General features: G+C 72.6%; 27 protein-coding genes and 1 riboswitch. Of the genes, 16 read left to right on the top strand and 11 right to left on the bottom strand.

Annotation, left to right across the window (positions count from 1 at the left end):
- The first annotated feature begins 29 nt into the window (after window positions 1-29).
- From ACIGEZ_RS01810 to ACIGEZ_RS01795, 4 genes are all read left to right on the top strand, one after another.
- Entirely contained in the window at window positions 30-1172 is a 1143-nt protein-coding gene (locus tag ACIGEZ_RS01810) for an ArsA family ATPase (RefSeq protein WP_399824639.1), read from the top strand.
- Between the two features lie 42 nt (window positions 1173-1214).
- Entirely contained in the window at window positions 1215-1646 is a 432-nt protein-coding gene (locus ACIGEZ_RS01805) for a DUF5304 domain-containing protein (protein WP_399824637.1), read from the top strand.
- 66 nt (window positions 1647-1712) lie between these two features.
- A complete protein-coding gene (locus ACIGEZ_RS01800; protein WP_399824635.1) occupies window positions 1713-2654 on the top strand; it encodes an ROK family glucokinase in 942 nt (313 codons plus the stop codon).
- 70 nt (window positions 2655-2724) lie between these two features.
- The gene (locus tag ACIGEZ_RS01795; protein WP_399824633.1) at window positions 2725-3504 is read left to right on the top strand and encodes an endonuclease/exonuclease/phosphatase family protein; all 780 of its coding nucleotides are present in this window, start codon (window positions 2725-2727) and stop codon (window positions 3502-3504) included.
- Here ACIGEZ_RS01795 and ACIGEZ_RS01790 read toward each other — a convergent pair.
- Window positions 3501-4247: a hypothetical protein gene (locus ACIGEZ_RS01790; protein WP_399824632.1), complete on the bottom strand. Its 747-nt coding sequence runs from the start codon at window positions 4245-4247 to the stop codon at window positions 3501-3503. The two genes, ACIGEZ_RS01795 and ACIGEZ_RS01790, sit on opposite strands and share 4 nt — an antisense overlap.
- A complete protein-coding gene (locus ACIGEZ_RS01785; RefSeq protein ID WP_399824630.1) occupies window positions 4240-5022 on the bottom strand; it encodes an alpha/beta hydrolase in 783 nt (260 codons plus the stop codon). Before ACIGEZ_RS01785 ends, ACIGEZ_RS01790 begins: the two co-directional genes overlap by 8 nt.
- Before the next feature lie 211 nt (window positions 5023-5233).
- Between ACIGEZ_RS01785 and ACIGEZ_RS01780 the strand changes: the two genes are divergently transcribed.
- The 5 genes from ACIGEZ_RS01780 (at window position 5234) to ACIGEZ_RS01760 (ending at window position 10052) form a co-directional block, all read left to right on the top strand.
- Window positions 5234-5965 carry a lysophospholipid acyltransferase family protein gene (locus ACIGEZ_RS01780; protein ID WP_399824629.1) on the top strand — a complete coding sequence of 244 codons (732 nt, stop codon included), beginning with the start codon at window positions 5234-5236 and terminating at the stop codon, window positions 5963-5965.
- A gap of 30 nt (window positions 5966-5995) precedes the next feature.
- Window positions 5996-7228 (top strand): MacS family sensor histidine kinase, encoded by a 1233-nt coding sequence (gene macS / locus ACIGEZ_RS01775; RefSeq protein ID WP_399824628.1) that lies wholly within the window; start codon window positions 5996-5998, stop codon window positions 7226-7228.
- Window positions 7229-7263: 35 nt separating this feature from the next.
- Window positions 7264-7911, top strand: a complete 648-nt coding sequence (locus tag ACIGEZ_RS01770; protein WP_399826167.1) for a response regulator — start codon at window positions 7264-7266, stop codon at window positions 7909-7911.
- Between the two features lie 102 nt (window positions 7912-8013).
- A complete protein-coding gene (locus ACIGEZ_RS01765) occupies window positions 8014-9003 on the top strand; it encodes an ATP-dependent 6-phosphofructokinase (RefSeq protein ID WP_399824627.1) in 990 nt (329 codons plus the stop codon).
- 50 nt (window positions 9004-9053) lie between these two features.
- Window positions 9054-10052 (top strand): 2-hydroxyacid dehydrogenase, encoded by a 999-nt coding sequence (locus ACIGEZ_RS01760; RefSeq protein ID WP_399824625.1) that lies wholly within the window; start codon window positions 9054-9056, stop codon window positions 10050-10052.
- A 6-nt stretch (window positions 10053-10058) separates the two neighbouring features.
- On the opposite strand, the gene ACIGEZ_RS01755 is transcribed toward ACIGEZ_RS01760, so the two are convergent.
- Window positions 10059-11927, bottom strand: a complete 1869-nt coding sequence (locus tag ACIGEZ_RS01755; RefSeq protein ID WP_399824623.1) for an anthranilate synthase family protein — start codon at window positions 11925-11927, stop codon at window positions 10059-10061.
- 98 nt (window positions 11928-12025) lie between these two features.
- A complete protein-coding gene (locus ACIGEZ_RS01750; protein WP_399826164.1) occupies window positions 12026-12082 on the bottom strand; it encodes a trp operon leader peptide in 57 nt (18 codons plus the stop codon).
- Between the two features lie 97 nt (window positions 12083-12179).
- On the opposite strand from ACIGEZ_RS01750, the gene ACIGEZ_RS01745 reads away from it, so the two are divergent.
- Together ACIGEZ_RS01745 and ACIGEZ_RS01740 are read left to right on the top strand one after the other, a co-directional pair.
- Window positions 12180-13526, top strand: a complete 1347-nt coding sequence (locus tag ACIGEZ_RS01745; protein WP_399826161.1) for a class II 3-deoxy-7-phosphoheptulonate synthase — start codon at window positions 12180-12182, stop codon at window positions 13524-13526.
- Between the two features lie 136 nt (window positions 13527-13662).
- Window positions 13663-13917, top strand: a complete 255-nt coding sequence (locus tag ACIGEZ_RS01740; protein WP_399824622.1) for a bacterioferritin-associated ferredoxin — start codon at window positions 13663-13665, stop codon at window positions 13915-13917.
- Between the two features lie 45 nt (window positions 13918-13962).
- Here ACIGEZ_RS01740 and bfr read toward each other — a convergent pair whose 3' ends face one another.
- The gene (gene bfr, locus ACIGEZ_RS01735) at window positions 13963-14439 is read right to left on the bottom strand and encodes a bacterioferritin (protein WP_399824620.1); all 477 of its coding nucleotides are present in this window, start codon (window positions 14437-14439) and stop codon (window positions 13963-13965) included.
- Window positions 14440-14626: 187 nt separating this feature from the next.
- Between bfr and ACIGEZ_RS01730 the strand changes: the two genes are divergently transcribed.
- Window positions 14627-15259, top strand: a complete 633-nt coding sequence (locus tag ACIGEZ_RS01730; protein WP_399824619.1) for a sulfite oxidase-like oxidoreductase — start codon at window positions 14627-14629, stop codon at window positions 15257-15259.
- A 16-nt stretch (window positions 15260-15275) separates the two neighbouring features.
- On the opposite strand, the gene ACIGEZ_RS01725 is transcribed toward ACIGEZ_RS01730, so the two are convergent.
- The 6 genes from ACIGEZ_RS01725 to thiO form a co-directional block, all read right to left on the bottom strand.
- Entirely contained in the window at window positions 15276-15821 is a 546-nt protein-coding gene (locus tag ACIGEZ_RS01725) for a DUF4396 domain-containing protein (protein WP_399824618.1), read from the bottom strand.
- A gap of 67 nt (window positions 15822-15888) precedes the next feature.
- Window positions 15889-16737, bottom strand: coding sequence for a deoxyribonuclease IV (locus ACIGEZ_RS01720; RefSeq protein ID WP_399824616.1), 849 nt, complete (start codon window positions 16735-16737; stop codon window positions 15889-15891).
- Between the two features lie 6 nt (window positions 16738-16743).
- Complete coding sequence (gene pknB / locus ACIGEZ_RS01715) at window positions 16744-18645, bottom strand: Stk1 family PASTA domain-containing Ser/Thr kinase (protein WP_399824615.1); 1902 nt, start codon at window positions 18643-18645, stop codon at window positions 16744-16746.
- 211 nt (window positions 18646-18856) lie between these two features.
- A complete protein-coding gene (locus ACIGEZ_RS01710) occupies window positions 18857-19651 on the bottom strand; it encodes a thiazole synthase (protein ID WP_399824613.1) in 795 nt (264 codons plus the stop codon).
- Window positions 19652-19656: 5 nt separating this feature from the next.
- The gene (thiS, locus tag ACIGEZ_RS01705) at window positions 19657-19869 is read right to left on the bottom strand and encodes a sulfur carrier protein ThiS (RefSeq protein WP_399824611.1); all 213 of its coding nucleotides are present in this window, start codon (window positions 19867-19869) and stop codon (window positions 19657-19659) included.
- Window positions 19866-21038 (bottom strand): glycine oxidase ThiO, encoded by a 1173-nt coding sequence (thiO, locus tag ACIGEZ_RS01700; RefSeq protein WP_399824610.1) that lies wholly within the window; start codon window positions 21036-21038, stop codon window positions 19866-19868. The genes thiS and thiO overlap by 4 nt, the downstream gene beginning before the upstream one ends.
- Window positions 21036-21148, bottom strand: a riboswitch (TPP riboswitch). (Overlaps the previous gene by 3 nt.)
- A 213-nt stretch (window positions 21149-21361) precedes the next feature.
- Here thiO and ACIGEZ_RS01695 point away from each other — a divergent pair.
- The 4 genes from ACIGEZ_RS01695 to metF all read left to right on the top strand — a co-directional run bounded on the left by ACIGEZ_RS01695 (window position 21362) and on the right by metF (window position 24827).
- On the top strand, window positions 21362-22597 hold the full coding sequence (locus tag ACIGEZ_RS01695) for an NAD(P)/FAD-dependent oxidoreductase (protein WP_399824609.1): 1236 nt from the start codon (window positions 21362-21364) through the stop codon (window positions 22595-22597).
- A 43-nt stretch (window positions 22598-22640) separates the two neighbouring features.
- Window positions 22641-23006 (top strand): Rv2175c family DNA-binding protein, encoded by a 366-nt coding sequence (locus tag ACIGEZ_RS01690; RefSeq protein WP_399824608.1) that lies wholly within the window; start codon window positions 22641-22643, stop codon window positions 23004-23006.
- A gap of 100 nt (window positions 23007-23106) precedes the next feature.
- Window positions 23107-23757 (top strand): thiamine phosphate synthase, encoded by a 651-nt coding sequence (gene thiE / locus ACIGEZ_RS01685; protein ID WP_399824607.1) that lies wholly within the window; start codon window positions 23107-23109, stop codon window positions 23755-23757.
- A 152-nt stretch (window positions 23758-23909) separates the two neighbouring features.
- Window positions 23910-24827, top strand: coding sequence for a methylenetetrahydrofolate reductase [NAD(P)H] (gene metF / locus ACIGEZ_RS01680; protein ID WP_399824606.1), 918 nt, complete (start codon window positions 23910-23912; stop codon window positions 24825-24827).
- The last annotated feature ends 25 nt before the right edge of the window (window positions 24828-24852 follow it).

Raw genomic sequence — 24852 nt, 5'->3', positions numbered from 1 at the left:
CGGCCCCGGCGCGCCGGTACCGTCGGCGCATGCGGATCATTCTTGTCACCGGGACCGGCGGTGCCGGACGGACCTCCGTGGCCGCGGGCAGCGCGCTCGCCGAGGCACGGGCCGGACGCCGGGTTCTGCTGGTGTCGGGGGAGGCCGGGGCCGACATCGCCGCGGCCGGCACCGGGACCGGCAGCCTGCACCTGACCAGGCCCGACCCGGCCGCCGACTTCCGGCGCGAGTTCCTGGCGCTCCAGGGCCGCCTCGGCACCGCACTCGACCTGCTCGGGGCCGCGCCCTTCGAGGACGCCGAACTCACCGAGCTGCCCGGCAGCGGGCACTTCGCCCTCCTCAGGGCCGTACGCGACGCCGCCGCCACGGACCGCGACCTCGTCGTCGTCGACCTGCCCCCGCTGCGCGAGGCCCTCGCCCTGCTCGCCCTGCCCGAGCAGCTGCGCCGCTACCTGCGCCGCCTCCTGCCGTCCGAGCGGCAGGCCGCCCGCGCCCTGCGCCCGATGCTCGCCCAGCTCGCCGGGGTACCGCTGCCCGCGCAGTGGCTGTACGAGGCCACCGCCCGCTGGGAGGACGAGCTCGCCGCCGTACAGGAGCTCGTCGACTCCCCGCACACCAGCGTCCGGCTCGTCGTCGAACCCGGCCCCGCCGCCACCGACGCCCTGCGCACCGCCCGCCTCGGCCTCGCCCTCCAGGGCCTCGCCCTCGACACCGTCGTCGCCAACCGGGTGCTGCCCCCCGACTCGGCCGACCCCTGGTTCGCCGGCCTCGCCGCCGAACAGCACCACCACCTCGCCGCCCTGCGCGAGGCCCACGCGACCGTGCACGAGCTGGCGCACCTCGGCCGCGCGCCCCGCGGCCCCGAGGACCTCGCCCTGCTCGCCGTGGAGGACCGGGCCGCCCCCGCCGCCGGGCCCGCCTGGACCGTCGAGGACCGCCGCGACGGGGACGGCATCCTCGTCTGGCACATCCCGCTGCCCGGCGCCGTCAAGGACGGGCTCTCCCTCGTCCGCCGCGGCGACGAACTCCTCCTCGCCGTCGGCCCGTTCCGTCGCAACATCGCCCTGCCGCCGGTACTGCGCCGCTGCACCGTCACCGGCGCAGGACTCGTCGACGGACACCTCAGGGTCCGCTTCACGCCGGACCCCGGTCTGTGGCCCAGGACCCCCTGACGGGCGTGTACCGTCGACCGTAGGAGACCCGAGGAGTACGCCATGAGCGATCCGGACGCATGGGCCAAGGCCTGCGCCGAGGACCTGGAGGCCGAGAAGGCCCGCCGTCGCGCCGAACGCGGGGACGAGACCGGCTCCCCCGCGGAGGAGTTCCGCAAGCTCTTCGAGGCCGTCGCCGACAAGCTGTCCGGCACCCTCGGCGGCCCCCTCCTCGGCGGGCAGGCCGCCGGCACCGTCCAGCAGGTCGTCAACCAGGCGAAGGCCTTCGTCGAGCCCGTCATCGAACGCAACCCGCAGGTCTTCGACCACCTCGCCGCCGCGGGCAACGAGCTGCTCGCCGCCTACCGCTCCGCCGTCCAGGCCCAGGAGACCCGCTGGACCCGCGGCGACACCAGCCGCACCGAGCCGGGCGACCCCCGCGACGAGGGGCCCGAGGAGGGCCCCGGGACCGGTCAGCACATCGACCTTGACTGATCAGTAGGGCCGTCCCCCTCGGGTACGGTTGGCCTTAGCGGGGCTCGACCGAAAACTGAGGGACACATGGGACTCACCATCGGCGTCGACATCGGCGGCACGAAGATCGCGGCCGGCGTGGTCGACGAGGAGGGCAACATCCTCGACACGCACACCGTGCCCACCCCGCCGACCCCCGAAGGCATCGTCGACGCCATCTGCGCCGCGGTCTCCGAGGCCGGCAAGGGGCACCAGATCGAGGCCGTCGGCATCGGAGCCGCGGGCTACGTCGACGACAAGCGCGCCACCGTCCTCTTCGCGCCGAACATCGACTGGCGGCACGAGCCGCTGAAGGACAAGGTCGAGCAGCGGGTCGGCCTGCCCGTCGTGGTCGAGAACGACGCCAACGCGGCCGCCTGGGGCGAGTACCGCTTCGGCGCGGGCCAGGGCCACGAGGACGTCATCTGCATCACGCTCGGCACGGGCCTGGGCGGCGGCATCATCATCGGCAACAAGCTGCGCCGCGGCCGCTTCGGCGTCGCCGCCGAGTTCGGTCACATCCGGGTCGTCCCCGATGGCCTGCTGTGCGGCTGCGGCAGCCAGGGCTGCTGGGAGCAGTACGCCTCCGGCCGCGCCCTCGTGCGGTACGCCAAGCAGCGCGCCCTCGCCACCCCCGAGCAGGCCGAGGTCCTGCTCGGCCTCGGCGACGGCACCCCCGCCGGCATCCAGGGCAAGCACATCAGCGAGGCCGCCCGGGCCGGCGACAAGGTCGCCGTCGACTCCTTCCGCGAGCTCGCCCGCTGGGCGGGCGCCGGCCTCGCGGACCTGGCCTCGCTCTTCGACCCCTCCGCCTTCATCGTCGGCGGCGGCGTCTCCGACGAGGGCGAGCTGGTCCTCGACCCGATCCGCAAGTCCTTCCGGCGCTGGCTGATCGGCGGGCAATGGCGCCCGCACGCCCAGGTCCTCGCCGCGCAGCTCGGCAACAAGGCCGGTCTGGTCGGTGCCGCCGACCTCGCCCGCCAGGGCTGAGCCCCCCGTTCGCGTCCGTGCCCGTCGTGCCCTCTGGGGCGCGGCGGGCACGGCGCCTATGTTGGGGTCCATGGCGATCAGCGCGATCAGTGAGCTTCCCAACTCCCGTACCGAGCCGGATGGTTCGGCCGTCGTCCGGGTCCTGTCCTACAACGTCCGCTCCCTGCGCGACGACGAGGACGCCCTCGCCCGGGTGATCCGGGCCTGTGACCCCGACCTGGTCTTCGTCCAGGAAGCGCCCCGCTTCTTCCGCTGGCGCAAGCACGCGGCCCGGCTCGCCGCCAAGAGCGAGCTGGTCGTCCTGAGCGGCGGCGCCACCGCCGCCGGGCCGCTGCTCCTGTGCTCGCTGCGGGCCACCGTGGAACGCACCGAGGACGTGCTCCTCCCGCTCACCCCCGGCCTGCACCGGCGCGGCCTCGCCACCGCCGTGGTCCGCTTCGGCGGCGCCCGGGTCGGGCTGATCAGCTGCCACCTGAGCCTGCGCGACGACGAGCGCTACGCCCAGGCCGGGCTGCTCCTCGACCGCGTCGCCGCACTCGGCACCCCGCACACGATCGTGGCCGGCGACCTCAACGAGCGCCCCGGCGGCCGCAGTTTCACCCGCCTGACGAAGGAACTCCAGGACGGCTGGGAGACCGCCCCCTGGGGCACCGCCGCCACCTGGTCCGCCACCGCCCCGGACCGCCGCATCGACGCGATCCTGGCCACGGCGGGCATCGAGTTCCTGGCCTGCGGCGTCCCGACCGACCTCGACCGGAGGGACCTGCAGACGGCGACGGACCACCTGCCTGTACTGGCGGTGGTCCGTATCCCGGCTCCGGACGGGCCCCAGGGGCAGTCTCCTGCCTAGACGACCGCGCCGCGGCCCGGGTCGTCGAAGCCGTCGTCGTCCTCGTCGTCGTGCTTCATCCGGGCCACCAGGGTCGCGAAGCCGCCCAGGAAGCCGCCCACGCACAGGGTGGTCAGCCACCAGGTCATGTCCCACTGGAGCAGGACCGCGAGCAGCATCAGGACCGGGCCGCCGACGACCGCGAGCCACGCGAACCTCGTCGTCGTGTCGGCCTCCGGCAGCGGCGGCGGCTCCGGCGGCACGAAGTGGCCCTCGTCGTGGGCCGCCGAGCCCTCGGGGGCCTCGTCCGGCTCGGCCAGGGAGTAGTCGCGCGGTCCGCCGACGGCCGGACCCACGCCGGGGGCGAAGACGATCGAGGAGCCCAGCGCAGGCTTCTCCGGCTCCGGGCTCTCCGAGGGCTCGGAGGCCTCCGGAGTGCCCGCGGTCTCCGAGGGCCCGGAAGCCTCCCCGGGCTCGGCGGATTCCGCCGGCTCCGCGGGCCTCGCGAACTTGTCCGGCTTCTCCGGAGCCTCCGGTCTCGCCGCCTCCTCTGGCTTCCTCCGCACCTCCGGCATCACCGGCCCGGCGCCCTCGCCCTCGTCCTCCTCGGGCATCTCCGGCAGCGCCAGATTCTCCACCGACCGGAAGGGGCGCGCCCCCGGAGGGTCGGCCGGCTCCTCCCCGTAGCCCGCGACGATCGCGGCCCAGGCCGCCTCTTCGTCGATGGGCTGGGGATCGCGCTCCCCGTCCTGCTGCTCAGCCACCGCTCGCGATTCCCTTCTCGCCGACGAGTTCCGGAGCCAGCCGGGTCACGAACGCCCAGCTCTCCGCGAAGATCCGCTCCGCGTCGTGGTCCAACGTCGCCACGTGGTAGCTCTGTTCCAGCAGGATCTCCTTCACGTCCGTCGACGAGACCCGGCTCAGGATGCGCGCCGAGTCGGCCGGCGGCACCACATGGTCCTGGGGGCTGTGCAGCAGCACCATCGGCTGCGTGACCTGCGGCAGCTCCGCGTCCACCACCTGGAAGAAGCGCCGCAGCGTGTGCGCCGCGTGCAGCGGCACCCGGTCGTAGCCGATCTCCGCCGCGCCCTCCTTGGCGATGTCGCTGGCGATGCCCTTCGTGGACGGCACGAAGTGACGCACGACCGGCAGCGCCTTCGCGGCCAGACCGTGCACCTTGTTGCCCGGGTTGACCAGCACGATGCCGCTGACCGCCTCGCCGTGCCTGGCCGCGAGCCGCAGGGTCAGCGCCCCGCCCATCGACAGGCCCATGACGAAGACCCGCTCGCAGCGCGCGGTCAGCTCCCGCAGGGCCAGGTCGACCTCCGCGTACCAGTCCTGCCAGGTGGTGACCTGCATGTCCTGCCAGCGGGTGCCGTGCCCGGGCAGCAGCGGCAGCGACACCGTGAGCCCGCGCTCGGCGAGGTACTCGGCCCAGGGGCGCAGCGACTGCGGGGAACCGGTGAATCCGTGACAGAGAAGGACGCCGACCTCGCCGCCTTCGTGGCGGTACGGCTCGGCTCCAGGGAGGACCGGCACGGGGTCTCCTGTTCGGGTTCGACTTCGGACCTCGCCGAAGCGGCGACGGAAGGGGAAGGCTTTCACCGTACGCGACCGGACCGACACCGACCAGGGCCGTTCGCACGAAGGGGAACGAAGCCGCGACGCCTGCGGCGGCCGTGCCGGTCCCGTACGGGATAAGGTCATGCCGACGGCACACGGAAGGCTTGGCGAGTTGATCTACGGCGCAATGAAGTTCTCCCTCGGAGGGTCCCTGAAGCTCGCCTTCAGGCCCTGGGTGGAGGGCCTCGAGAACATCCCCGCGGAGGGGCCGGCGATCCTCGCGAGCAACCACCTCTCCTTCTCGGACTCCTTCTTCCTGCCCGCGGTCCTCGACCGCAAGGTCACCTTCATCGCCAAGGCCGAGTACTTCACCAGCCCCGGCGTCAAGGGCAAGCTGACGGCCGCCTTCTTCAAGGGCGTCGGCCAGCTCCCCGTGGACCGCTCCGGCGCCCGCGGCGCGGGCGAGGCGGCGATCAAGGCCGGCATCGAGGTCATCGAGAAGGGCGGCCTGTTCGGGATCTACCCCGAGGGCACCCGCTCACCCGACGGCCGGCTCTACCGCGGCAAGCCCGGCGGCCTCGCCCGCGTGGCGCTCGCCACCGGCGCGCCCGTGATCCCGGTCGCCATGATCGACACGGAGAAGATCCAGCCGCCCGGCAAGGTCGTCCCCAAGCTGATGCGCCCGGGCATCCGGATCGGCAAGCCGCTCGACTTCAGCCGCTACCAGGGCATGGACGGCGACCGCTTCATCCTCCGCTCGGTCACCGACGAGGTCATGTACGAGATCATGAAGCTGTCCGGCCAGGAGTACGTCGACATCTACGCGACCGCCGCCAAGCGGCAGATCGCCGATGCCGAGAAGGCCGCCAAGGAGGCCGTCAAGGCCGAGATCGCGGCGCGGGAAGAGTCCGGCGCCTGACCCTTCGTGGGGCGCCCGGGGGTGGGGGAGATGGCCAGGCGCGAACGGGTCGTGCGGATGTCGGTCGAGCAGCCGCTGTGGCGTGCGCTCACCGCGTACCGCGTTCTGACCATGGGCTACGCGGTGCTGCTCGGCTTCTTCGGCCGTGACCGCTACGAACGGCCCTGGGTCGCCGTCGCGTTCCTCGCCGTCCTGTGCGTGTGGACCCTGGCGACCCTCCCCAAGGTGGCGAACGCGGCCAGCTGCACCAGGCGCTTCCTCCTCACCGACCTCACCCTCGCCCTCGCCGGCATCCTGCTCACCCCGCTCGCCGACCACCAGGCCCAGTCGATCGACGGCCCCACCCTGCCCACGATATGGACCGCGGGCGCCGTCCTCGCGTACGCGATCAAGGGCGGCTGGCGCTGGGCCGGTTTCGCCTCCTCGCTCGTCGCCGTCGCCAACATCATCGAGCGCGGTCACCCCAGCCGGGACACCGTGCACAACGTGCTGCTCGTCTGGGTCGCCTCCATCGCCATCGGTTACGTGGTCGAGGTCGCCCGTGCATCCGAGCGCACCCTCGCCCGGGCCCTGGAGATCGAGGCCGCGACCCGCGAACGGGAGCGGCTCGCCCGCGACATCCACGACAGCGTCCTGCAGGTCCTCGCCATGGTGCAGCGGCGTGGCACCGCGCTCGGCGGCGAGGCGGCGGAGCTCGGCCGGATGGCCGGCGAACAGGAGGTCGCCCTGCGCACCCTGGTCGCGGGCGGCCTGACCCGTACCTCCTACGTCTCCGAGGACGAGTCCGAGGGCGCCGTCGTCCGGGTCGTCGAGGAACCGGACGACTCCGCCGCCGCCGGCGCCGACGTCGACCTGCGCACCCTGCTCGCCCCGCGCGCCGGGTCCAGGGTCACCGTCTCCGACCCGGGCACCCCGGTCCCGCTGCCGCCCGCCGCCGCCCGGGAGCTGGCCGCCGCCGTCGGCGCCGCCCTGGACAATGTGCGGGTGCACGCCGGCGACGGCGCACGGGCCTGGATCCTGGTCGAGGACTGGGGCGACGAGGTGATCGTGACGGTACGGGACGACGGCCCCGGCATCCCCGAGGGCCGGCTCGCCCAGGCCGAGGGCGAGGGCCGGATGGGCGTCGCCCTGTCCATCCGGGGCAGACTGCGCGACCTGGGCGGCAGTGCCGAGCTGATCTCGGTCCCCGGCCAGGGCACCGAAGTGGAATTGAAGGTCCCGCGCACGCCGCGGGAGCGGCGGGGGAAGGCAGGAGCGAAGTGAGCGAGCAGCAGGTCGACCAGCAGCGGATCAAGGTGATGGTCGTCGACGACCACCCGATGTGGCGGGACGCGGTCGCCCGCGACCTCGCCGAGGCGGGCCTCGACGTGGTCGCCTCGGCCGGCGACGGCGAACAGGCCGTGCGCCGCGCCGCCGCGGCCGACCCGGACGTCCTCGTCCTCGACCTGAACCTGCCGCTCAAGCCGGGCGTCCAGGTCTGCAAGGAGCTCGTCGGCGCCAACCCCCGGCTGCGGGTGCTGGTGCTGTCCGCGAGCGGCGAGCACGCCGACGTCCTGGAGGCGGTGAAGTCCGGTGCCACCGGCTACCTGCTGAAGTCGGCCAGTACCGAGGAGCTGATCGACGCGGTGCGCCGCACGGCCGTCGGCGACCCCGTCTTCACCCCGGGCCTCGCCGGCCTGGTCCTCGGCGAGTACCGGCGGCTCGCCTCCGAGCCCGCCCCGGCGGCCGGCGCCGACGAGCCGAAGGCGCCGCAGCTGACCGAGCGCGAGACCGAGGTGCTGCGCCTGGTCGCCAAGGGCCTGAGCTACAAGCAGATCGCCGAGCGCCTGGTCATCTCGCACCGCACGGTGCAGAACCACGTCCAGAACACCCTGGGCAAGCTCCAGCTGCACAACCGGGTCGAGCTCGTCCGCTACGCCATCGAGCGCGGTCTCGACGACGCCTGATCCCTCGTACGGGGTGGTCGATTCACTCTCTTCGCCGTGTCGGGGTGACCCACGTCACTACTAGCGTGGGTGCCATCCCCCACGTACGGCGAAGGAGTGCTCATGCACGTCGGTGTGCTGACCGGCGGCGGCGACTGCCCCGGCCTCAACGCGGTGATCCGCGCGGTCGTCCGCAAGGGCGTCCAGGAGTACGGCTGGAGCTTCACCGGATTCCGGGACGGCTGGCGCGGTGTCGTCGAAGGCGACACGGCCCCGCTCGACATCCGGGCCGTCCGCGGCATCCTGCCGCGCGGCGGCACCGTGCTCGGCTCGTCGCGCACCGACCCGTTCGCCCTCCCGGACGGAGTCCGCCGGGTCCGCGAGAACCTGGCCAAGCACCGCACCGACGCCCTGATCGCCATCGGCGGCCGCGGCACCCTCGGCATCGCCGCCCGGCTGCACGCCGAACACGGCGTGCCCTGCGTCGGCGTCCCCAAGACCATCGACAACGACCTGTCGGCCACCGACTGGACCTTCGGCTTCGACACCGCCGTCGGCATCGCCACCGAGGCCATCGACCGGCTGCACACCACCGCCGACTCGCACCGGCGGGTCCTGGTGGTGGAGGTCATGGGCCGGCACACCGGCTGGATCGCGCTGCACGCCGGGCTCGCCGGCGGCGCCAACGTCATCCTCGTCCCCGAGCAGCGCTTCGACCTCGACCAGGTCTGCGGCTGGGTCACCTCCCGCTTCGAGGCCACCTACGCCCCGATCCTCGTCGTCGCCGAGGGCGCGCTGCCCCGCGGTGGCGGACCGCTGCCGGCCTCGGTGGGGGAGTGGCTGGCCGCCGAGATCGAGCGGCGCACCGGCAAGGAGGCCCGCACCACCGTCCTCGGCCACGTCCAGCGCGGCGGCAGCCCGAGCGCCTTCGACCGCTGGCTGGCCACCCGCTTCGGGCTCCACGCCGTGGACGCGGTACGGGACCGGGCGCACGGCACGATGGTCGCGCTGCGCGGCACGGACGTGGTCCGCGTCCCGCTGGCGGCCGCCACGGCCCGGCTCAAGACGGTCGACCCCGCGCTGTACGCGGAGGCGGGGGTGTTCTTCGGCTGAGCGTTATATTCACCCCGTAACCAGCTGAATCAGGCATTCCGGAGGGGTTCGTGGAGATCCTGGCGTTCGGTGTGCAGGCCGACGAGAAGCCGCTGATCGAGAAGGCCTTCGAGGGTCACCACGAGGTCCGCTGCCTGGAGGTCTTCCTCACCGGGGACACCGCCCCCATCGCCGCCGGCTACGAGATCGTCTCGACCAGCGTCAACGCCGACCTCGACAACCGGGTGCTGCAGACCCTCGCGGCCGGCGGGACCCAGATGATCGCCCAGCGCTCCACCGGCTTCAACAACATCGACCTGGGCGTGGCCGAGCGCCTCGGCCTCACCGTCGCCCGTGTCTCGTCCTACTCGCCGTACTCCGTCGCCGAGTTCGCCTGGACCCTCGCCATGGCCGTCAACCGGCGGATCGTCCGCGCCTCCAACCGCACCCGGGACTTCGACTTCCGCCTCGACGGGCTGATGGGCCGCGACCTGCGCGGCCGCACCGCCGGCGTCCTCGGCACCGGCAAGATCGGCGAGGCGTTCACCCGCATCGCGCACGGCTTCGGCATGAACCTGCTCGGCTGGGACGTCGCCGAGAACCCCGCCTGCGTCGGACTCGGCATGAAGTACGTCGAGAAGGACCGCCTCCTCGCCGAGGCCGACCTCATCAGCCTGCACGTCCCGCTGCTCCCGGCCACCCACCACCTCATCGACGCCGCCGCCCTGCGCACCATGAAGGACGACGCGATCCTGGTGAACTCCAGCCGTGGCGGCCTCGTCGACACCGAGGCCCTGGTCGGCGAACTGCGCGCGGGCCGCTTCACCGGGGTAGGGCTCGACGTGTACGAGGCGGAGGCCGGGCTCTTCTTCCTCGACAAGTCCCTGGAGGCCGTCGAGGACGACACCCTGGCCCGCCTGGTGACCTTCCCCAACGTGGTGGTCACCTCCCACCAGGCGTACTACACGGTCGACGCGGTCGGCCAGATCATCGACACCACGGTCCGGAACGTCCTCGACTACACCGCGGGGCGGCGAAGCGAGAACGTCCTGGTACCGCGCGCCTCCTAGGCTCCTTCAGACCAGCACGCCGGCGAGCAGCGAGGCGGTCAGCGCGGCCCCCTGCATCGTCAGCACCGACTCCGGGTGGAACTGGACCCCCGCGAAGCCCGGCCCGCGCAGCGCGTGCACCTCGTGCGCCTCCTCGTCCCGGCTCACCTCGATCCGGTGCAGCGCCAGCTCGGTCGCCGCCCGGTCGTCGCAGCGGGCGGTGAAGCTGTTGTAGAAGCCGACCGTCTGCGCCTGCCCGAACAGGTCGATCCGCAGCTGCGCCCCCTGGAACGGGGTCCGCTTGCGGACGATCTCCAGGCCCAGCTCGGCCGCGATCAGCTCATGGCCCAGGCACACGCCGAGCAGACCGTGGCGGTGGCCGCGCAGCAGCTCCGCGGTCAGCCCGCGCAGGAAGCGCATCTTCGGATCGGCCGCGTCCGACGGGTCGCCCGGCCCGGGACCGAGCACCACCGGCCCCTCGTGGGCGAGCGCCAGCTCACGCAGCCCCGGCTCGTCGTAACGCAGCACCGAGACCTCCAGGCCCGAGGAACGCAGCAGGTGCGCCAGCATCGCGGTGAAGGTGTCCTCCGCGTCGATCACCAGGGCGTGCCCCGACAGCTCCGCCGTCGTCTCCTGCATCCGCAGCCAGAACGGCGCCAGGTCCGCCCGCCGCGCGTCGAGCGCCGCCCGCACCCGCGGGTCCTCGGCCAGCCGCGGCGGTACCGCGCCCTCGTCGCGCGGCCGCCCCTCCCGTACCCCCAGGGCGCTCAGGACCCCCGCCGCCTTGGCGTGGGTCTCGGCCACCTCGCCCGCCGGATCGGAGTGCCGGACCAGCGTCGCTCCGACCGGGACGCGCAGCCCGCCCTCGGCCGAGATGTCGGCGGTACGGATCAGGATGGGGGAGTCGAGGGTCTGCGCCCCGTTCTCGTCGGTGCCGAGCAGCGCGAGCGCGCCCGCGTAGTAGCCGCGACCGCCCACCTCGTGGCGCTCGATCACCCGGCACGCGTTCTGCAGCGGTGACCCGGTGACCGTCGCCGCGAACATCGTCTCGCGCAGCACCTCGCGCACGTCGAGCGAGGAACGGCCGCGCAGCTCGTACTCCGTATGGGCGAGATGTGCCATCTCCTTCAGCCGGGGGCCGATCACCACCCCGCCCCGGTCGCCGACCGTGCACATCATCTTCAGCTCCTCGTCGACCACCATCGACAGCTCCTCGGTCTCCTTGCGGTCGGCGAGGAAGCAGAGCAGGTCCTCGGGGGTCGGCGCGGTGCCCGACGGGTAGCGGTAGGTGCCGCTGATCGGGTTCATCACGACCGTCCCGCCGGACATCCGCACGTGCACCTCCGGACTCGCGCCCACCAGCGTGCGGTCCCCGGTGTGCACCACGAAGGTCCAGTACGCGCCCCGCTCGCCCGCCAGCAGCCGCCGGAACAGCGCGAGCGCGTCGGCCCGCCCGAAGCCCGGGATCGCGCCGGTGTACGTGCGCCGGATGACGAAGTTCGCGCCCTCGCCGCGCCCGATCTCCTCGTCGACGACCCGCCGCACGATCCGCCCGTACTCCTCGTCGGACACGTCGAACCCGCCGTCCTCGACGCGCACGTCATGGGCCGGGAGCTGTGCGAGGGCGTCGGCGAGCGGCAGTTCGTACGACTCGTCGGCGACCAGGACGGCCAGCGGGGTGCCGTCGTCGCGGACGTCGAAGCCGCGCTCGCGGATCTGCCGGAACGGCACCAGCGCGAGCGCCGGCCGCTCGCCCACCGGCAGCTCGGCGAGCCGTCCGGCCTCGTGCACGGCGCCGATCAGCACCTCGACGGTGTCGTGGGAACGGCCCGGCGTGCGTCTGCGCAGCAGCGCGAAGGGCGGGCAGGAGTCGTCGAGGAGGCGGGAGAGGTCCATGGTGGTCGTTCCTTCCGGTGATGCGGAGAGGAACGGCCCCCGGGTACGAGAAAGGCCGCCCCTCGGGCGGCCTTCGCGTGCGTTTCGTGTACGCGCAGTCAGTGGGCCGCCGGATGAGCGGTCCACCACCAGTTCTTCGTCGTCTGCGCGAACATGGCGCCGATCGTAACGCATGACGCGGATCACGTCCGTCTCATCCATCGGTCATTGGCGTGGGCGTGGCCCTTCGCCACGTACTGTTGTTGCGTGACCGTGAACGCTGATACCCACGCCGTCGCCAAGGCGACCTGGCGAGACCTGCCCGCGGCGCAGCAGCCCGAGTACCCCGATGCCGAGGCTCTGCGCGATGTGATCGCGGACCTCGAGTCGTATCCTCCGCTGGTTTTCGCCGGCGAGTGCGACCAGCTGCGCGCCCGGATGGGAGCCGTCGCCCGTGGCGAGGCGTTCCTCCTCCAGGGCGGCGACTGCGCCGAGGCCTTCGACGCCGTGTCCGCCGACCACATCCGGGCCAAGCTGAAGACGCTCCTCCAGATGAGCGCCGTCCTGACGTACGCGGCCTCCGTGCCCGTCGTCAAGGTCGGCCGCATCGCCGGGCAGTACTCCAAGCCCCGCTCGAAGGGGACCGAGACCCGCGACGGCGTGACCCTGCCGACGTACCGCGGCGACTCGGTCAACGGCTTCGACTTCAACGAGAAGGCCCGCGTCCCGGACCCCGAGCGCCTGAAGCGGATGTACAACGCCTCCGCCTCGACGCTCAATCTGGTCCGCGCCTTCACCACCGGTGGCTACGCCGACCTGCGCCAGGTGCACGCCTGGAACCAGGACTTCGTGAAGTCCTCCCCGTCGGGCCAGCGCTACGAGCAGCTGGCGCGCGAGATCGACAACGCGCTGAACTTCATGAAGGCCTGCGGCACCGACCCGGCCGAGTTCCGCGCGGTGGAGTTCTACGCCTCGCACGAGGCGCTGCTCCTCGACTACGAGGGCGCGCTGACGCGTACCGACTCGCGCACCGGCAAGCTGTACGACACCTCCGGCCACATGGTCTGGATCGGTGAGCGCACCCGCCAGCTCGACCACGCCCACATCGAGTTCGCCTCGCAGATCGCGAACCCGATCGGCATCAAGCTGGGTCCGACGACCACGGCCGAGGACGCGCTGACGTACATCGACCGTCTGGACCCGGACCGCGAGCCGGGCCGGCTGACCTTCATCGTCCGCATGGGCGCCGACAAGGTCCGCGACAAGCTCCCCGAGCTGGTCGAGAAGGTCACCGCCTCCGGTGCCACCGTCGCCTGGGTCACCGACCCGATGCACGGCAACACCTTCGAGGCGGCCTCGGGCCACAAGACCCGCCGCTTCGACGACGTGCTCGACGAGGTCAAGGGCTTCTTCGAGGTCCACAAGGAGCTGGGCACCCACCCGGGCGGCATCCACGTCGAGCTCACCGGTGACGACGTCACGGAGTGCGTGGGCGGCGGCGACGAGATCTTCGTCGACGACCTGCACCAGCGCTACGAGACGGCCTGCGACCCGCGGCTCAACCGCAGCCAGTCGCTGGACCTGGCGTTCCTGGTGGCGGAAATGTACCGCGACCAGTGAGCCGTGATCAGTAGGTAGCTTCGTACGAGGATGGGGCGCGGATCCATGTGATCCGCGCCCCATCCTCGTATCAAGCACTTTTGCGACCCGCGACCGCCGGGTAAGGTTAGGTTAGCCTAATCGATCTCGACGGGAGGTGAACCGCGTGTACGTCTGCTCATGTTTCGCAGTCACGGAGAAGCAGGTCAAGCAGCACGCGGAAGCCGGTGCCTGCACGCCCCGCCAGATCGCCTCGGCTTGCAAGGCGGGCACGGACTGCGGCTCGTGCGTACGGCGTATTCAGGCCATTCTCGGGCGCGGCAACTGCCCCCGGCGTGAGCTGCTCGACCAGGGCATGCCGGCCCTCGCGGCGGACATGGACCCCGCCGAGGAACTCTCCGAGGCCGCGTAGGCCGCGCGGGTCGCGCGGTGTCGACCGAGTCGCCCCGGCTGGCTGCTAGCTGGGCTGCTCGATGAGCGTCGAGCAGTAGAGCGCCTCGCCGAGGGACTCGATCAGCTCCAGCTGCGTGTCGAGGTAGTCGATGTGGTGCTCCTCGTCGGCCAGGATCTCCTCGAAGAGGTTGGCCGAGGTGATGTCACCCTTGGCCCGCATGACCTCGATCCCGCGCTTCAGGCGGTCGATCGCCTCGACCTCGACCTGACGGTCGGCCTCGAACATCTCCTTGACCGTCTGGCCCACCCGGACGTGGAAGAGCCGCTGGTAGTTGGGCAGACCGTCGAGCATGAGGATGCGCTCGGTCAGCTTGTCCGCGTGCTTCATCTCGTCGATGGATTCTTCGCGGGTGTACTTGGCGAGCTTCGTCCAGCCCTTGTTGTCCTGGATGCGGTAGTGCAGCCAGTACTGGTTGATCGCGGTCAGCTCGCCGGTCAGCTGCTCGTTGAGGAACTCGAGGACCTCGGGGTCGCCCTGCATCGCTTGGAATCCTTCCACGCATGTCGGTGCCGCCCACTGGGCAGGATGGCCGCATCCTCGCAGCACGAATGGGTGGCGTCCAGTAAGTGGAGGCTTACTCGGAGTTGTCCCAAAGGTCAGGATATCCCGGGGATGGCGGGGCATGACTGGTCATGACCACCCCTTGCCGTCTGTCACCATGGATGACATGGGTCAGCCGGAGGGCGGAGTTCGCCAGGAAGCAGGAGTGCCGGATCTTCCGCCGGGACAGCGCCTTCAGCGCGGCTGGCCGGTCACCCATTACGGCCCCGTCCCCCGTTTCAAGCCGGAGCGCTGGGAGTTCCGGGTGTTCGGGGCGACCGCGGACGGTGACAAGCGCTGCTGGAACCACGAGGAGTTCTCGGCGCTGCCCTTCGCCACGGTCGAGGCCGATCTGCACTGCGTCACGAAATTCAGCATGCTCGGGGCCGAATGGGGTGGAGTGCCCGCCCGGACGATCCTGGAGCTCGCCCCTCCCGCGCCCGGCGTCACGCATGTGATGGTCTGGGCCGAGTACGGCTACAGCGCGAACATGCGGCTCGCCGACTTCGCCTCGGAGCGCTCGATCTTCGCCACCCACAAGGACGGTGAGCTGCTCACCGCCGAGCACGGCTTCCCGCTGCGTCTCGTGGTGCCGCACCTCTACGCCTGGAAGGGCCCGAAGTGGGTGCGGGGCGTGGAGTACATGGCCGCCGACCGGCGTGGCTTCTGGGAGGAGCGCGGTTACCACAACATCGGTGACCCGTGGACGGAGCAGCGCTACTCGTACCAGGAGGAGCCGGGCGACGGCCCCGAGCTCTGACCTCTGGTCCCTGCCGTCAGTGGTGGTACTGGTGGACGACGGCGTGGCCCTTGCCGCGGCCGATCATCCACTTGTTGACCGGCGTGGTCAGGACGAAGGCGATCGCGAGCGAGAGCGCCAGGACGATCCAGAACAGCGCGTCGGACAGATGCGCGTCCATGGCGCCGGGCCAGAGGGCGATGACGCCGTTGTCGATCAGCTCCATGACCGCGATGGACAGGGTGTCGGCGGCGAGCGCCACCTTGAAGGCGGTTCGGAAGTCGACGCCGGCCTTGAGGATGCCGCGCAGGGTGAGCGCGTAGCCGAAGAAGAACGCCAGGACGATCGCGAGCACCATGGTCGGCAGGTTGCCCCAGCCGAGCGCGGTGCCGATGATCATGCCGAGCACTTCGCCGATGGCGCACCCGGTGAGGCAGTGCAGGGTGGCCTGGGCGGCCATGGCCCAGGAGACCTTCCCGTGGCCGTGGCCGTCGGCCTGGTGGTGCTGATGGGCCTCGTGGTGCTCGGGTCCGTGCTGCTCGTGGTGCTCGTGCTCGTGATGGACGTGCGCTTCGTGCTGCATGGGTGCCCCCAAGCTCGGGTAGCGGTTCCTGCCTCTCCCTGAAACGTATACCCCCCCAGGGTATTCCTCAACGCAGTTTCTTCAGCAGCTCCACGTCCGCCTTGTGCCCCTGGGGCCCGCCCGGCGTCTCGATGATCAGCGGTACGCCGTCGGTGGCGGGGTGCCGCAGCAGCGCACCGAACGCGTCCTGGCCGATATGACCGGCGCCGATGTTGGCGTGCCGGTCCTTGTGCGCGCCCACGACGTCCTTCGAGTCGTTGGCGTGGATCAGCTTCAGCCGGCCCTCGCCGACCTCCGCGACCAGCGCGTCCAGGGTCTGGGCCGCGCCGTACGGGCCGGTCAGATCGTGCCCGGCGGCGAAGATGTGACAGGTGTCGAGGCAGATGCCCAGCTTCGGGTGGCGGTCGAGCGCGTCGAAGTACGGCCCGAAGTCCTCGGCCCGCGAGCAGAGCGAGAAGCCCTGCCCTGCCGTCGACTCCAGCAGCAGGAAGGGGTCGTCGTCGTGCGTCAGCTCGTCGAGCAGCGGCAGCATCCGCTCCCGTACCTGCGCGAGCGCCTCAGCGCGCCGCCGCCCGCCGGTCGCCGAGCCGGTGTGCACCACCACGCCCTTGGCGCCGATCTCGCGGCCGCGGCGCAGTGAGTGGCGCATCGACTCCACCGACCTGTCCACCGTCGCCTCGGTGTGCGAGCCGAAGTTGATCAGATACGGGGCGTGCACCCAGGCCGACAGGCCCTCGGCCTCGCAGCCGGCCCGGAACAGCTCGTCCTGGGCCGGGTTGCCGGCCGGGGTGGCCCAGCCGCGGGGGTTGGCGACGAAGACCTGCACGGTCTCGGCGCCGAGCTCGCGTGCGTAGCCGAGGCCGGTGGTGGCGAGGCCCCCGGCCACGGGGACATGGCCGCCGACGGGGTTGCGCATGAGTCCCTACAGTCCCTTGATCGTGATGGTGATGGTGGAGCCCTCGGCCGCGGTCGAGTCGCCCTCGGCGGACTGGCCCGTGACCGTGTCGCCGAGGAACGGGAAGGTCTTCTCGACCTTCACCTCGAAGCCCGCCGCCTCCAGCTCGCTCCGGGCCTCGTCGGTCTTCATGCCGACGACGTCCGGCACCTCGACCATCCGCGGCCCCTTGGAGACGGTGAGGGTGATCGTGTCGCCCTTGGCGGCGCGGCTGCCCTCGGCGAGGGACTGCGCGGCGACCGAGCCGGCCTCCTCGGGGGAGTTGATCCGCTCCGGCGCCACCGCCACCTTCAGGCCGGCCTCCTGGAGCGCGGCCGTCGCGTCGGCCACGCTCTCGCCCGTGACGCCGGGGACGTCGATCGGCACGCCCTTGCTGACGACCAGGGCGACGGCCGAGTCCGGGTTCCGTTCGGTGCCGGGCTCGGGGTCGGTGCTGATGACCGCGCCCTGCGCGACGGACCGGCTGAACGCGTACGAGACGATGCCCGGCGCCAGGCCCTCGTCGGCCAGCCGCCGCCTGGCCTCGGCGAGCGGGGTGCCCTTCAGGTTCGGGACCTTCACGATCTGCGGGCCGCGGGAGAGGGTGAGCGTCACCCTGCCGTTGCCGCGGATGCGTTCGCCGGGGGCGGGGTCGGTGGCCATGACCGTGCCCCGCTCGTACACGTCGCTGAACGCGCGCTTGGTCGTGCCCACGTCGAGGCCGGCCTCGCCCAGGCGCTCGGTGGCCTGGGCCTCGGTCTTGCCGAGGACGGCGGGGACCCGGGTGAACTGGCCGGAGTTGATGTACCAGACGCCGCTCCCGATGCCGAGGGCGAGCAGCACGACGGCGACGATCAGGAGGGGTCCGCGGGGCAGCCCGCGGCGGGACGCGGCGGGAGCGGGCACGGGCGCGGGAGCCGGCGGGGGAAGCAGGCTGGTGTGCTCCACCGGCAGGGGCTGGATCCGGGGAATGACGCTGGTCCGGTCGTCGACTCCGCCGGGCTCCTCCGCCCGGGCCCGCGGGGGCACGGCGTCCAGCTGGTCGTCACGGAGCGCGGCGCGGGACTCGCGCACCAGGGCGAGCAGCGCGACCGCGTCGTACGGGCGGACCTCGGGGTTCCGGGCGGTGGCGCTCGCCACCAGCTCGTCCAGCTCCTGGGCGAGGCCCGGGACGGCGGCGGAGGGGGCGGGGACGTCGGTGTTCAGGTGCTGGTAGAGGACCTGGGCGGGGGTGTCGCCCGAGTGCGGCTTGGCGCCGGTCAGCATCTCGTACAGGACGACGCCGCACGCGTAGACGTCGGCGCGCGTGTCGGCCGTACCGTGCTCGATCTGCTCGGGCGCGAGATAGGACACGGTGCCGAGGACGGCGCCGGTGGTGTCGGTGGCCGAACCCACGCTCCGTACGAGCCCGAAGTCGGCGACCTTCACCCGCCCGTCGTCCCCTATGAGGACGTTCTCCGGCTTCATGTCCCGGTGCACGAACCCGGCCCGGTGCGCGGCGCCGAGCGCGGCGAGCACCGGCTCCAGGATGTCGAGCGCCGCGCGCGGCTGGAGCGCGCCGCGCTCGCGCAGGACGTCGCGCAGGGTGCACCCGGCGACGTACTCCATGGCGAGATAGACGTACGCGCCGTCCGCTCCCTGGTCGAAGACGCCGACGACGTTGGGGTGCGCCAGGCGGGCGACGGACTTGGCCTCCCGCATGAACCGCTCCACGAACGCGGCGTCCGTCGCCAGGTCGGGGTGCATCACCTTGAGCGCGAGCACCCGGTCGAGCCTGGTGTCGACGGCCCGGTAGACCGTGGCCATCCCGCCGACGGCGATACGCGCGTCGACGCGGTAGCGGCCGTCGAGCAGCCGCCCGACGAGGGGGTCCTGAAGGGTCGTGTCCACGGCGACGAGTCTACGAGCCGCACCGGGACGCCCGGTCCATGCCGGCCTCACTGCAGCGCACCTGTAACGCGGGCCCGTGCGGCACGGGCCCGCAGGGGCAGCCCCCGCCCCCGCCCCCCACCGGCCCCCGGCAGGGATTCGGGAAGGGGCGGGGTGGGGCAGGGGCTGGACCGGCTGTCAGAAAGCGGGGCGGCAGGGGCTGGATCGCCTGTCAGAAGGCGGGGCGTTCCGGGTCCAGGTGGGCCCGGCCCTCGCGCGGGGAGGACGCGTCAGCGAAGTGGCGCCGGGGGATGCGGCCCGCCCGGTGGGCGAGCCGCCCCGCTTCCACCGCGTGCCGCATCGCCGCCGCCATCAGGGCCGGCTCCTGCGCCCGCGTCACCGCCGACGCCAGCATCACCGCCGCGCAGCCCAGCTCCATCGCCAGCGCCGCGTCCGAGGCCGTCCCCGCCCCCGCGTCCAGGATCACCGGCACCCCCGCCCGCTCCACGATCAGCTCGAAGTTGTGCGGGTTGCGGATGCCGAGACCGGACCCGATCGGCGAGCCCAGCGGCATGATCGCCGCGCAGCCGGCGTCCTCCAGCTTCTGCGCGAGGACGGGGTCGTCGTTCGTGTAGGGAAGGACGACGAAGCCCTCGTCCACCAGCGTCTCCGCCGCGTCCAGGAGCTCCACCCCGTCCGGCAGCAGGGTCCGCTCGTCGGCGATGACCTCCAGCTTGATCCAGTTCGTGCCGAGCGCCTCCCGGGCCAGCCGGGCGGTCAGCACCGCCTCTCCGGCCGTGTAGCAGCCTGCCGTGTTCGGCAGGACGCGGATGCCGAGCCGGTCCAGGACCGACAGGACCGAGCCGCGCACCGTCGGGTCCAGGCGGCGCATGGCGACCGTGGTCAGCTCCGTACCGCTGGCGACGAGGGAGCGTTCGAGGATGTCGAGGCTCGGCGCGCCGCCCGTGCCCATGATCAGGCGGGAGGAGAACTCCGCGTCGCCGAGGAGGAAGGTGTCGTCGGACATCGCGCTCAGCCTCCCTGCACCGCGGTGAGGACCTCGACCCGGTCGCCGTCGCAGAGGACCGTCGCGGACCACTGGCCGCGCGGCACGACAGTCTCGTTGACGGCGGCGGCCACCCCGGAGGGCGCGGTGGTGAGGGTCGCGACGAGGGCGTCGAGGGAGAGCGGGCCCGACAGGACCCGGCCTTCCCCGTTCACGGACAGGTTCACGGACGCGTTCATGCGTGCTCCAGGTGTACGGGCGAGAAGCGGCGGGCGGCGAACGGCCGTGCCTCGTCGGGCAGCGCGCCGGTGGTCAGGGCCTCCGCCATGACGTCGCCGGTGACGGGGGTCAGCAGGACCCCGTTGCGGTAGTGGCCGGTCGCGAGCTGCAGGCCGGGCAGGGCGCTGGGGCCGAGCAGCGGCGCGTTGTCGGGGGAGCCGGGGCGCAGCCCGGCGCGGGTCTCGGTGAGCGGCAGCTCGGTGATCCCCGGAACCAGTTCGTGCGCGTCGCGCAGCAGCTCGTACACCCCGCCCGCCGTGACGGTGGTGTCCCAGCCGAGCTCCTCGCTGGTCGCGCCGACGACGAGTTCGCCGTTCTCGCGCGGGACGAGGTAGACGTGGCTGCCGCGCACGACCGCGCGGACGGTGCGGGAGAGGAAGGGCGCGTACGCGGGCGGCACCTGTAGCCGCAGCACCTGCCCCTTCACGGGCCGTACGGGCGGCAGCACCTCGTCCGGTACGCCGGACAGCCGGCCGCTCAGGCTGCCCGCGGCAAGGACGACCTGGTCCGCCGCCAGCTCGACACCGCCCGCGAGGACCGCGCCGCGGGCCCGGTCCCGTACCACCGTGAGCCGCTCCACCAGCGAACGGTGGAAGACCACCCCGGCCCGCTCGCACGCGGCCACCAGCGCGTCGGCGAGCCGCCGCGGGTCGACCTGGTGGTCGCCGTCCACCCGCAGCCCGCCGCGTACGCCCGGCGCCAGCATGGGTTCGAGGCGCCGGCACTCGCGGCCGTTGAGCCACTCCGAGGTCAGCCCGCAGCGGGTCTGCAGGGCGTGCAGCTCGCGCAGGTGGGCCCGGTCGTCGGCGTCGAGCGCGACGGCGAGGGTGCCGCAGGCGCGGTAGCCGACGTCGTGGCCGGTGGTCTCGGCCAGCTCGGCGACGAATTCGGGGTAGCGGCGGGCGGAGTCGAGGTTGAGGCCGAGGAGGGTCTCCTCGCCGTAGTGGAGTTCGGTGACGGCGGCGAGCATGCCGGCCGCCACGCGAGCGGCCCCGCCGCCCGGTTCGGGGTCGGCCACGGCGGTGCGCAGGCCGCGCTGCGCGGCCCGCCAGGCCGTGACCAGGCCGATGATCCCGCCCCCGATGACGAGGACGTCGAAAGTGCTGCATGTGTTGCATGTACGCGACATGGGCGTCCAGCCCCTCCCTTCGCCGGCATGACCCGGATCAGGTTCGTACGGTCGGAGGCCGGCCAGCCTCCCTCTCAGCCCGGTGCGTCCGGGCTCCCGCGAGTGCTTTACGGCCGTCAGACTAGCCCGTGGCCCGGCCGGGCCGCAGGGCCCTCCCCGGAGCCGTCGCCTGACCCCGTCCCGGATGCGTCCCGCGTGACCCCGTCCCGGATGCGTCCCCGGACCGTCTCCGGACCCGTCCCTTGGCTCGTCCCTGATCCGTCCCGTGACCCCGTCCCGGACCCGAACTTCCTGACAGTCCGTCAGATGCGTAAGGTGGTCGGGTGAGCGAGCAGAAGCAGGTTCCCCACCGGGTCGTGATCGTCGGCGCCGGAATGGCGGGCGTCCAGACCGCCGTCGCCCTGCGCGAACAGGGCTTCACCGGCGCCGTCACCCTCATCGGCGCCGAGCCCCACCAGCCCTACGACCGGCCGCCGCTCTCCAAGGCGGTCCTCCTCGGCAAGGCCGAGGACTCCGCCTTCGACATCGACTTCGAAGACCTCGGCCTCGAGCTCCGCCTCGGCCTCGACGTCACCGGCCTGCGCCCCGCCGACCACGCGGTCGACACCGAGGCCGGCCCCGTCCCGTACGACACGCTCGTCATCGCCACCGGCGCCCACCCGCTCACCCTGCCCGGCACCGAAGGCGTCCCCGGCGTCCACCTCCTGCGCACCCTCGACGACGCGGCCCGGCTCAAGCCCGTCCTGGAACGCCGCCACGACATCGTCGTCGTCGGCGCCGGCTGGATCGGCGCGGAGTTCGCCACCGCCGCCCGCGAGGCCGGCTGCGCCGTCACCGTCGTCGAGGCCGCCGACCGCCCTCTCGCCGGCGCCCTGCCCGCCGAGGTCACCGCCCCCATGGCCGCCTGGTACGCCGAGAGCGGCGCCGCACTCCGGCTGAACGCGCGCGTGGACCGGGTCGAGGAGGGGCGGGTCGTCCTCGCCGAGGGCGCCGCGCGCTCCGGCGAGCGGCGCGAGCTGCCCGCCGACGCCGTCGTCGTCGGCATCGGCGCCCGCCCGGCCACCGGGTGGCTGGACGGCTCCGGCATCGCCCTCGACCCGAGCGGCGCCCTCACCGCCGACGACCGGCTGCGCACCTCCCTGCCCGACGTGTACGCCGTCGGCGACTGCGCCTCCTTCCCCTCCGCCCGCTACGGCGAGCGGCTCCTGGTCCACCACTGGGACAACGCCCTCCAGGGCCCGCGCACCGTCGCCGCCGACATCGTGGGCGCCGCGCCGGAGCCGTACGACCCGGTGCCCTACTTCTGGTCCGAGCAGTTCGGCCGCTTCGTCCAGTACGCCGGGCACCACGGCGCCGCCGACACGCTCCTGTGGCGCGGCGACCCGGCGGGGGAGAGCTGGACCGTCCTGTGGCTGCAGGGCGACACGCCCGTAGCCCTCCTGGCGGTCGGCCGCCCGCGGGACCTCGCCCAGGGCCGCAGGCTCATCGAGCAGCGCACACCCGTCGATCCGGCGAGGGCCGCCGACCCCTCCGTACCTCTGAAGGCGGCAGTCCGGTAGGGCCCGACTACCGACTGTCAGTCCGGGATGGCACGCTTGTCCCGTGACCGAGATTGACGCAAAGATCGATGCTCTCGTCCCTGCCTGGCTCTACCTCCCCGACATCGCCGAAATGATGGACGTCGAGGTGACGCGCGTGCGCCAGCTGGTCAAGGAGGGCCAGCTCATCGCCGTGCGCCGCGGGGCGAACAACGCGCTCCAGGTGCCCGCCGCCTTCATCCAGGGCGACAAGGTCGTCAAGGGCCTCGCCGGCACCTTGACGCTCCTGAAGGACGACGGCTTCACCGACGAAGAGATGCTGGAGTGGCTCTTCACTCCGGACCCGACCCTGCCGGGCACCCCCGCGCAGGCGCTCGGCGAGAATCGCGGCACGGAGGTGAAGCGCCGCGCCCAGGCGCTCGCCGTCTGACGCACGCCCGCTGAGCACGCAGACAGACACCACCAGCGGTGCCGGGCCGGAAGAACTCCGGCCGGCCCGGCACCGGCACCACCCGACGGGGGGACCCACCATGCCCACGCCTCGCGCACAGCTCGCCGACGCCCGCCTCTACCTGTGCACGGATGCCCGGAAGCGCCAGGGAGACCTGCCCGCCTTCCTCGACGCCGTGCTCTCCTCCGGCGTGGACATCGTGCAGCTCCGTGACAAGGGCATGGAGGCCGGCGAGGAGCTGGAGCACCTCGCCGTCTTCGCCGAGGCCTGCCGCCGCCACGGCAAGCTCCTCGCCGTCAACGACCGGGCCGACGTCGCCCACGCCATCGGCTCCGGCGTGCTCCACCTCGGCCAGGGCGACCTGCCCGTGCCCGCCGCGCGCGCGATCCTCGGCGACGAGGTGCTGATCGGCCGCTCCTGCCACGCCGAGTCCGAGGCGGCCGCGGCCGCCGCCGAGCCGGGCGTGGACTATTTCTGCACCGGTCCCTGCTGGCCCACCCCCACCAAGCCGGGGCGGTACGCACCCGGCCTCGACCTCGTGCGGTACGCGGCGGGGCTCGCCCAGGACCGGCCCTGGTTCGCCATCGGCGGCATCGACGAGACCAACCTGGACGAGGTCCTGGACGCCGGAGCCCGCCGGATCGTCGTCGTCCGCGCGATCACCGAGGCCGACGACCCGGCCGCCGCGACCGCCGCCCTCGCCAAGCGGGTCCGCGAGCGGGTCGGGTAGCCGGGCGGGTCGGGTGGCCGGGCGGGTCGGGTGGCCGGGCGGCCGGTTCGTCCCAGGAAGATCGTTTCGCCCGCGCAGCCAAGCTGACCTAAAACGTGTCCAGAACGCGGACGTGGCTTCACCCTGCTCTGGACCCCGTCTAACCTGCCCGTATGGCCCTTGGAACTGCTTCCACCCGCTCGGACCGTGCCCGCACGGTCCGGGACATCCTCGCCGACGGCGGCACCTCGTACTCCTTCGAGTTCTTCGCGCCCCGGACCGAGAAGAGCGAGCAGAGCCTCTGGAACGCCATGCGGCGCATCGAGGCGGTCGGGCCGAGCTTCGTCTCCGTGACCTACGGCGCCGGCGGCTCCACGCGCGGCGGGACGGTCAAGGCCACCCAGAAGATCGCCTCCGACACCACCCTCACCCCGGTGGCCCACCTCACCGCCGTCGACCACTCGATCGCCGAACTCCGCAACATCCTGGGCCAGTACGCCGACGCCGGCATCAGGAACATGCTCGCCGTCCGCGGCGACCCGCCGGGCGACCCCCTCGGCGACTGGGTCGCCCACCCCGAGGGCGTCCACTACGCGGCCGACCTGGTCCGGCTGATCAAGGAGTCCGGCGACTTCTGCGTGGGCGTCGCCGCCTTCCCCGAGATGCACCCGCGCTCCCTCGACTGGGACACCGACGTCCGCCACTTCGTGGACAAGTGCCGCGCCGGCGCCGACTACGCCATCACCCAGATGTTCTTCGACCCGGAGGCCTATCTGCGGCTGCGTGACAGCGCCCAGAAGGCCGGCTGCGAGACCCCGATCATCCCCGAGGTCATGCCCGTGGTGAGCGCCCGGACCCTGGAGCGACTGCCCCAGCTGAGCAACGCCGCCTTCCCCGAGGACGTGAAAGAGCGCATCCTCGCCGTCAAGGACGATCCGGCCGCTGTACGCTCCATTGGCATCGAGTTCGCAACGGAGTTCTGCGCGCGTCTGCTCTCCGAGGGTGTCCCCGGACTGCACTTCATCACGCTGAACAACTCCAGGGCGACGCTCGAGATCTACGAGAATCTCGGACTGCACCAGCAGTCGTGACCGGTCGTACCCGCCTCCTCCCGCG

The organism is Streptomyces sp. NPDC085481 (assembly GCF_044541845.1).
GTDB lineage: Bacteria > Actinomycetota > Actinomycetes > Streptomycetales > Streptomycetaceae > Streptomyces.
Note: the sequence above shows the minus strand (reverse complement) of the source record. Positions and strands in the feature narration are given on the sequence as shown.

Coding starts and splice junctions, on each gene's coding strand:
- ACIGEZ_RS01710 (WP_399824613.1), bottom strand. CDS start 19,651: ATGTCCGACGACACCTTCCTCCTCGGCGACGCGGAGTTCTCCTCCCGC.
- bfr (WP_399824620.1), bottom strand. CDS start 14,439: ATGCAGGGCGACCCCGAGGTCCTCGAGTTCCTCAACGAGCAGCTGACC.
- ACIGEZ_RS01780 (WP_399824629.1), top strand. CDS start 5,234: ATGAAGTTCTCCCTCGGAGGGTCCCTGAAGCTCGCCTTCAGGCCCTGG.
- ACIGEZ_RS01765 (WP_399824627.1), top strand. CDS start 8,014: ATGCACGTCGGTGTGCTGACCGGCGGCGGCGACTGCCCCGGCCTCAAC.
- thiS (WP_399824611.1), bottom strand. CDS start 19,869: ATGAACGCGTCCGTGAACCTGTCCGTGAACGGGGAAGGCCGGGTCCTG.
- ACIGEZ_RS01800 (WP_399824635.1), top strand. CDS start 1,713: ATGGGACTCACCATCGGCGTCGACATCGGCGGCACGAAGATCGCGGCC.
- ACIGEZ_RS01730 (WP_399824619.1), top strand. CDS start 14,627: ATGGGTCAGCCGGAGGGCGGAGTTCGCCAGGAAGCAGGAGTGCCGGAT.
- ACIGEZ_RS01795 (WP_399824633.1), top strand. CDS start 2,725: ATGGCGATCAGCGCGATCAGTGAGCTTCCCAACTCCCGTACCGAGCCG.
- ACIGEZ_RS01725 (WP_399824618.1), bottom strand. CDS start 15,821: ATGCAGCACGAAGCGCACGTCCATCACGAGCACGAGCACCACGAGCAG.
- macS (WP_399824628.1), top strand. CDS start 5,996: ATGGCCAGGCGCGAACGGGTCGTGCGGATGTCGGTCGAGCAGCCGCTG.
- ACIGEZ_RS01770 (WP_399826167.1), top strand. CDS start 7,264: ATGGTCGTCGACGACCACCCGATGTGGCGGGACGCGGTCGCCCGCGAC.
- metF (WP_399824606.1), top strand. CDS start 23,910: ATGGCCCTTGGAACTGCTTCCACCCGCTCGGACCGTGCCCGCACGGTC.
- thiO (WP_399824610.1), bottom strand. CDS start 21,038: ATGTCGCGTACATGCAACACATGCAGCACTTTCGACGTCCTCGTCATC.
- thiE (WP_399824607.1), top strand. CDS start 23,107: ATGCCCACGCCTCGCGCACAGCTCGCCGACGCCCGCCTCTACCTGTGC.
- ACIGEZ_RS01805 (WP_399824637.1), top strand. CDS start 1,215: ATGAGCGATCCGGACGCATGGGCCAAGGCCTGCGCCGAGGACCTGGAG.
- ACIGEZ_RS01720 (WP_399824616.1), bottom strand. CDS start 16,737: ATGCGCAACCCCGTCGGCGGCCATGTCCCCGTGGCCGGGGGCCTCGCC.
- ACIGEZ_RS01755 (WP_399824623.1), bottom strand. CDS start 11,927: ATGGACCTCTCCCGCCTCCTCGACGACTCCTGCCCGCCCTTCGCGCTG.
- ACIGEZ_RS01810 (WP_399824639.1), top strand. CDS start 30: ATGCGGATCATTCTTGTCACCGGGACCGGCGGTGCCGGACGGACCTCC.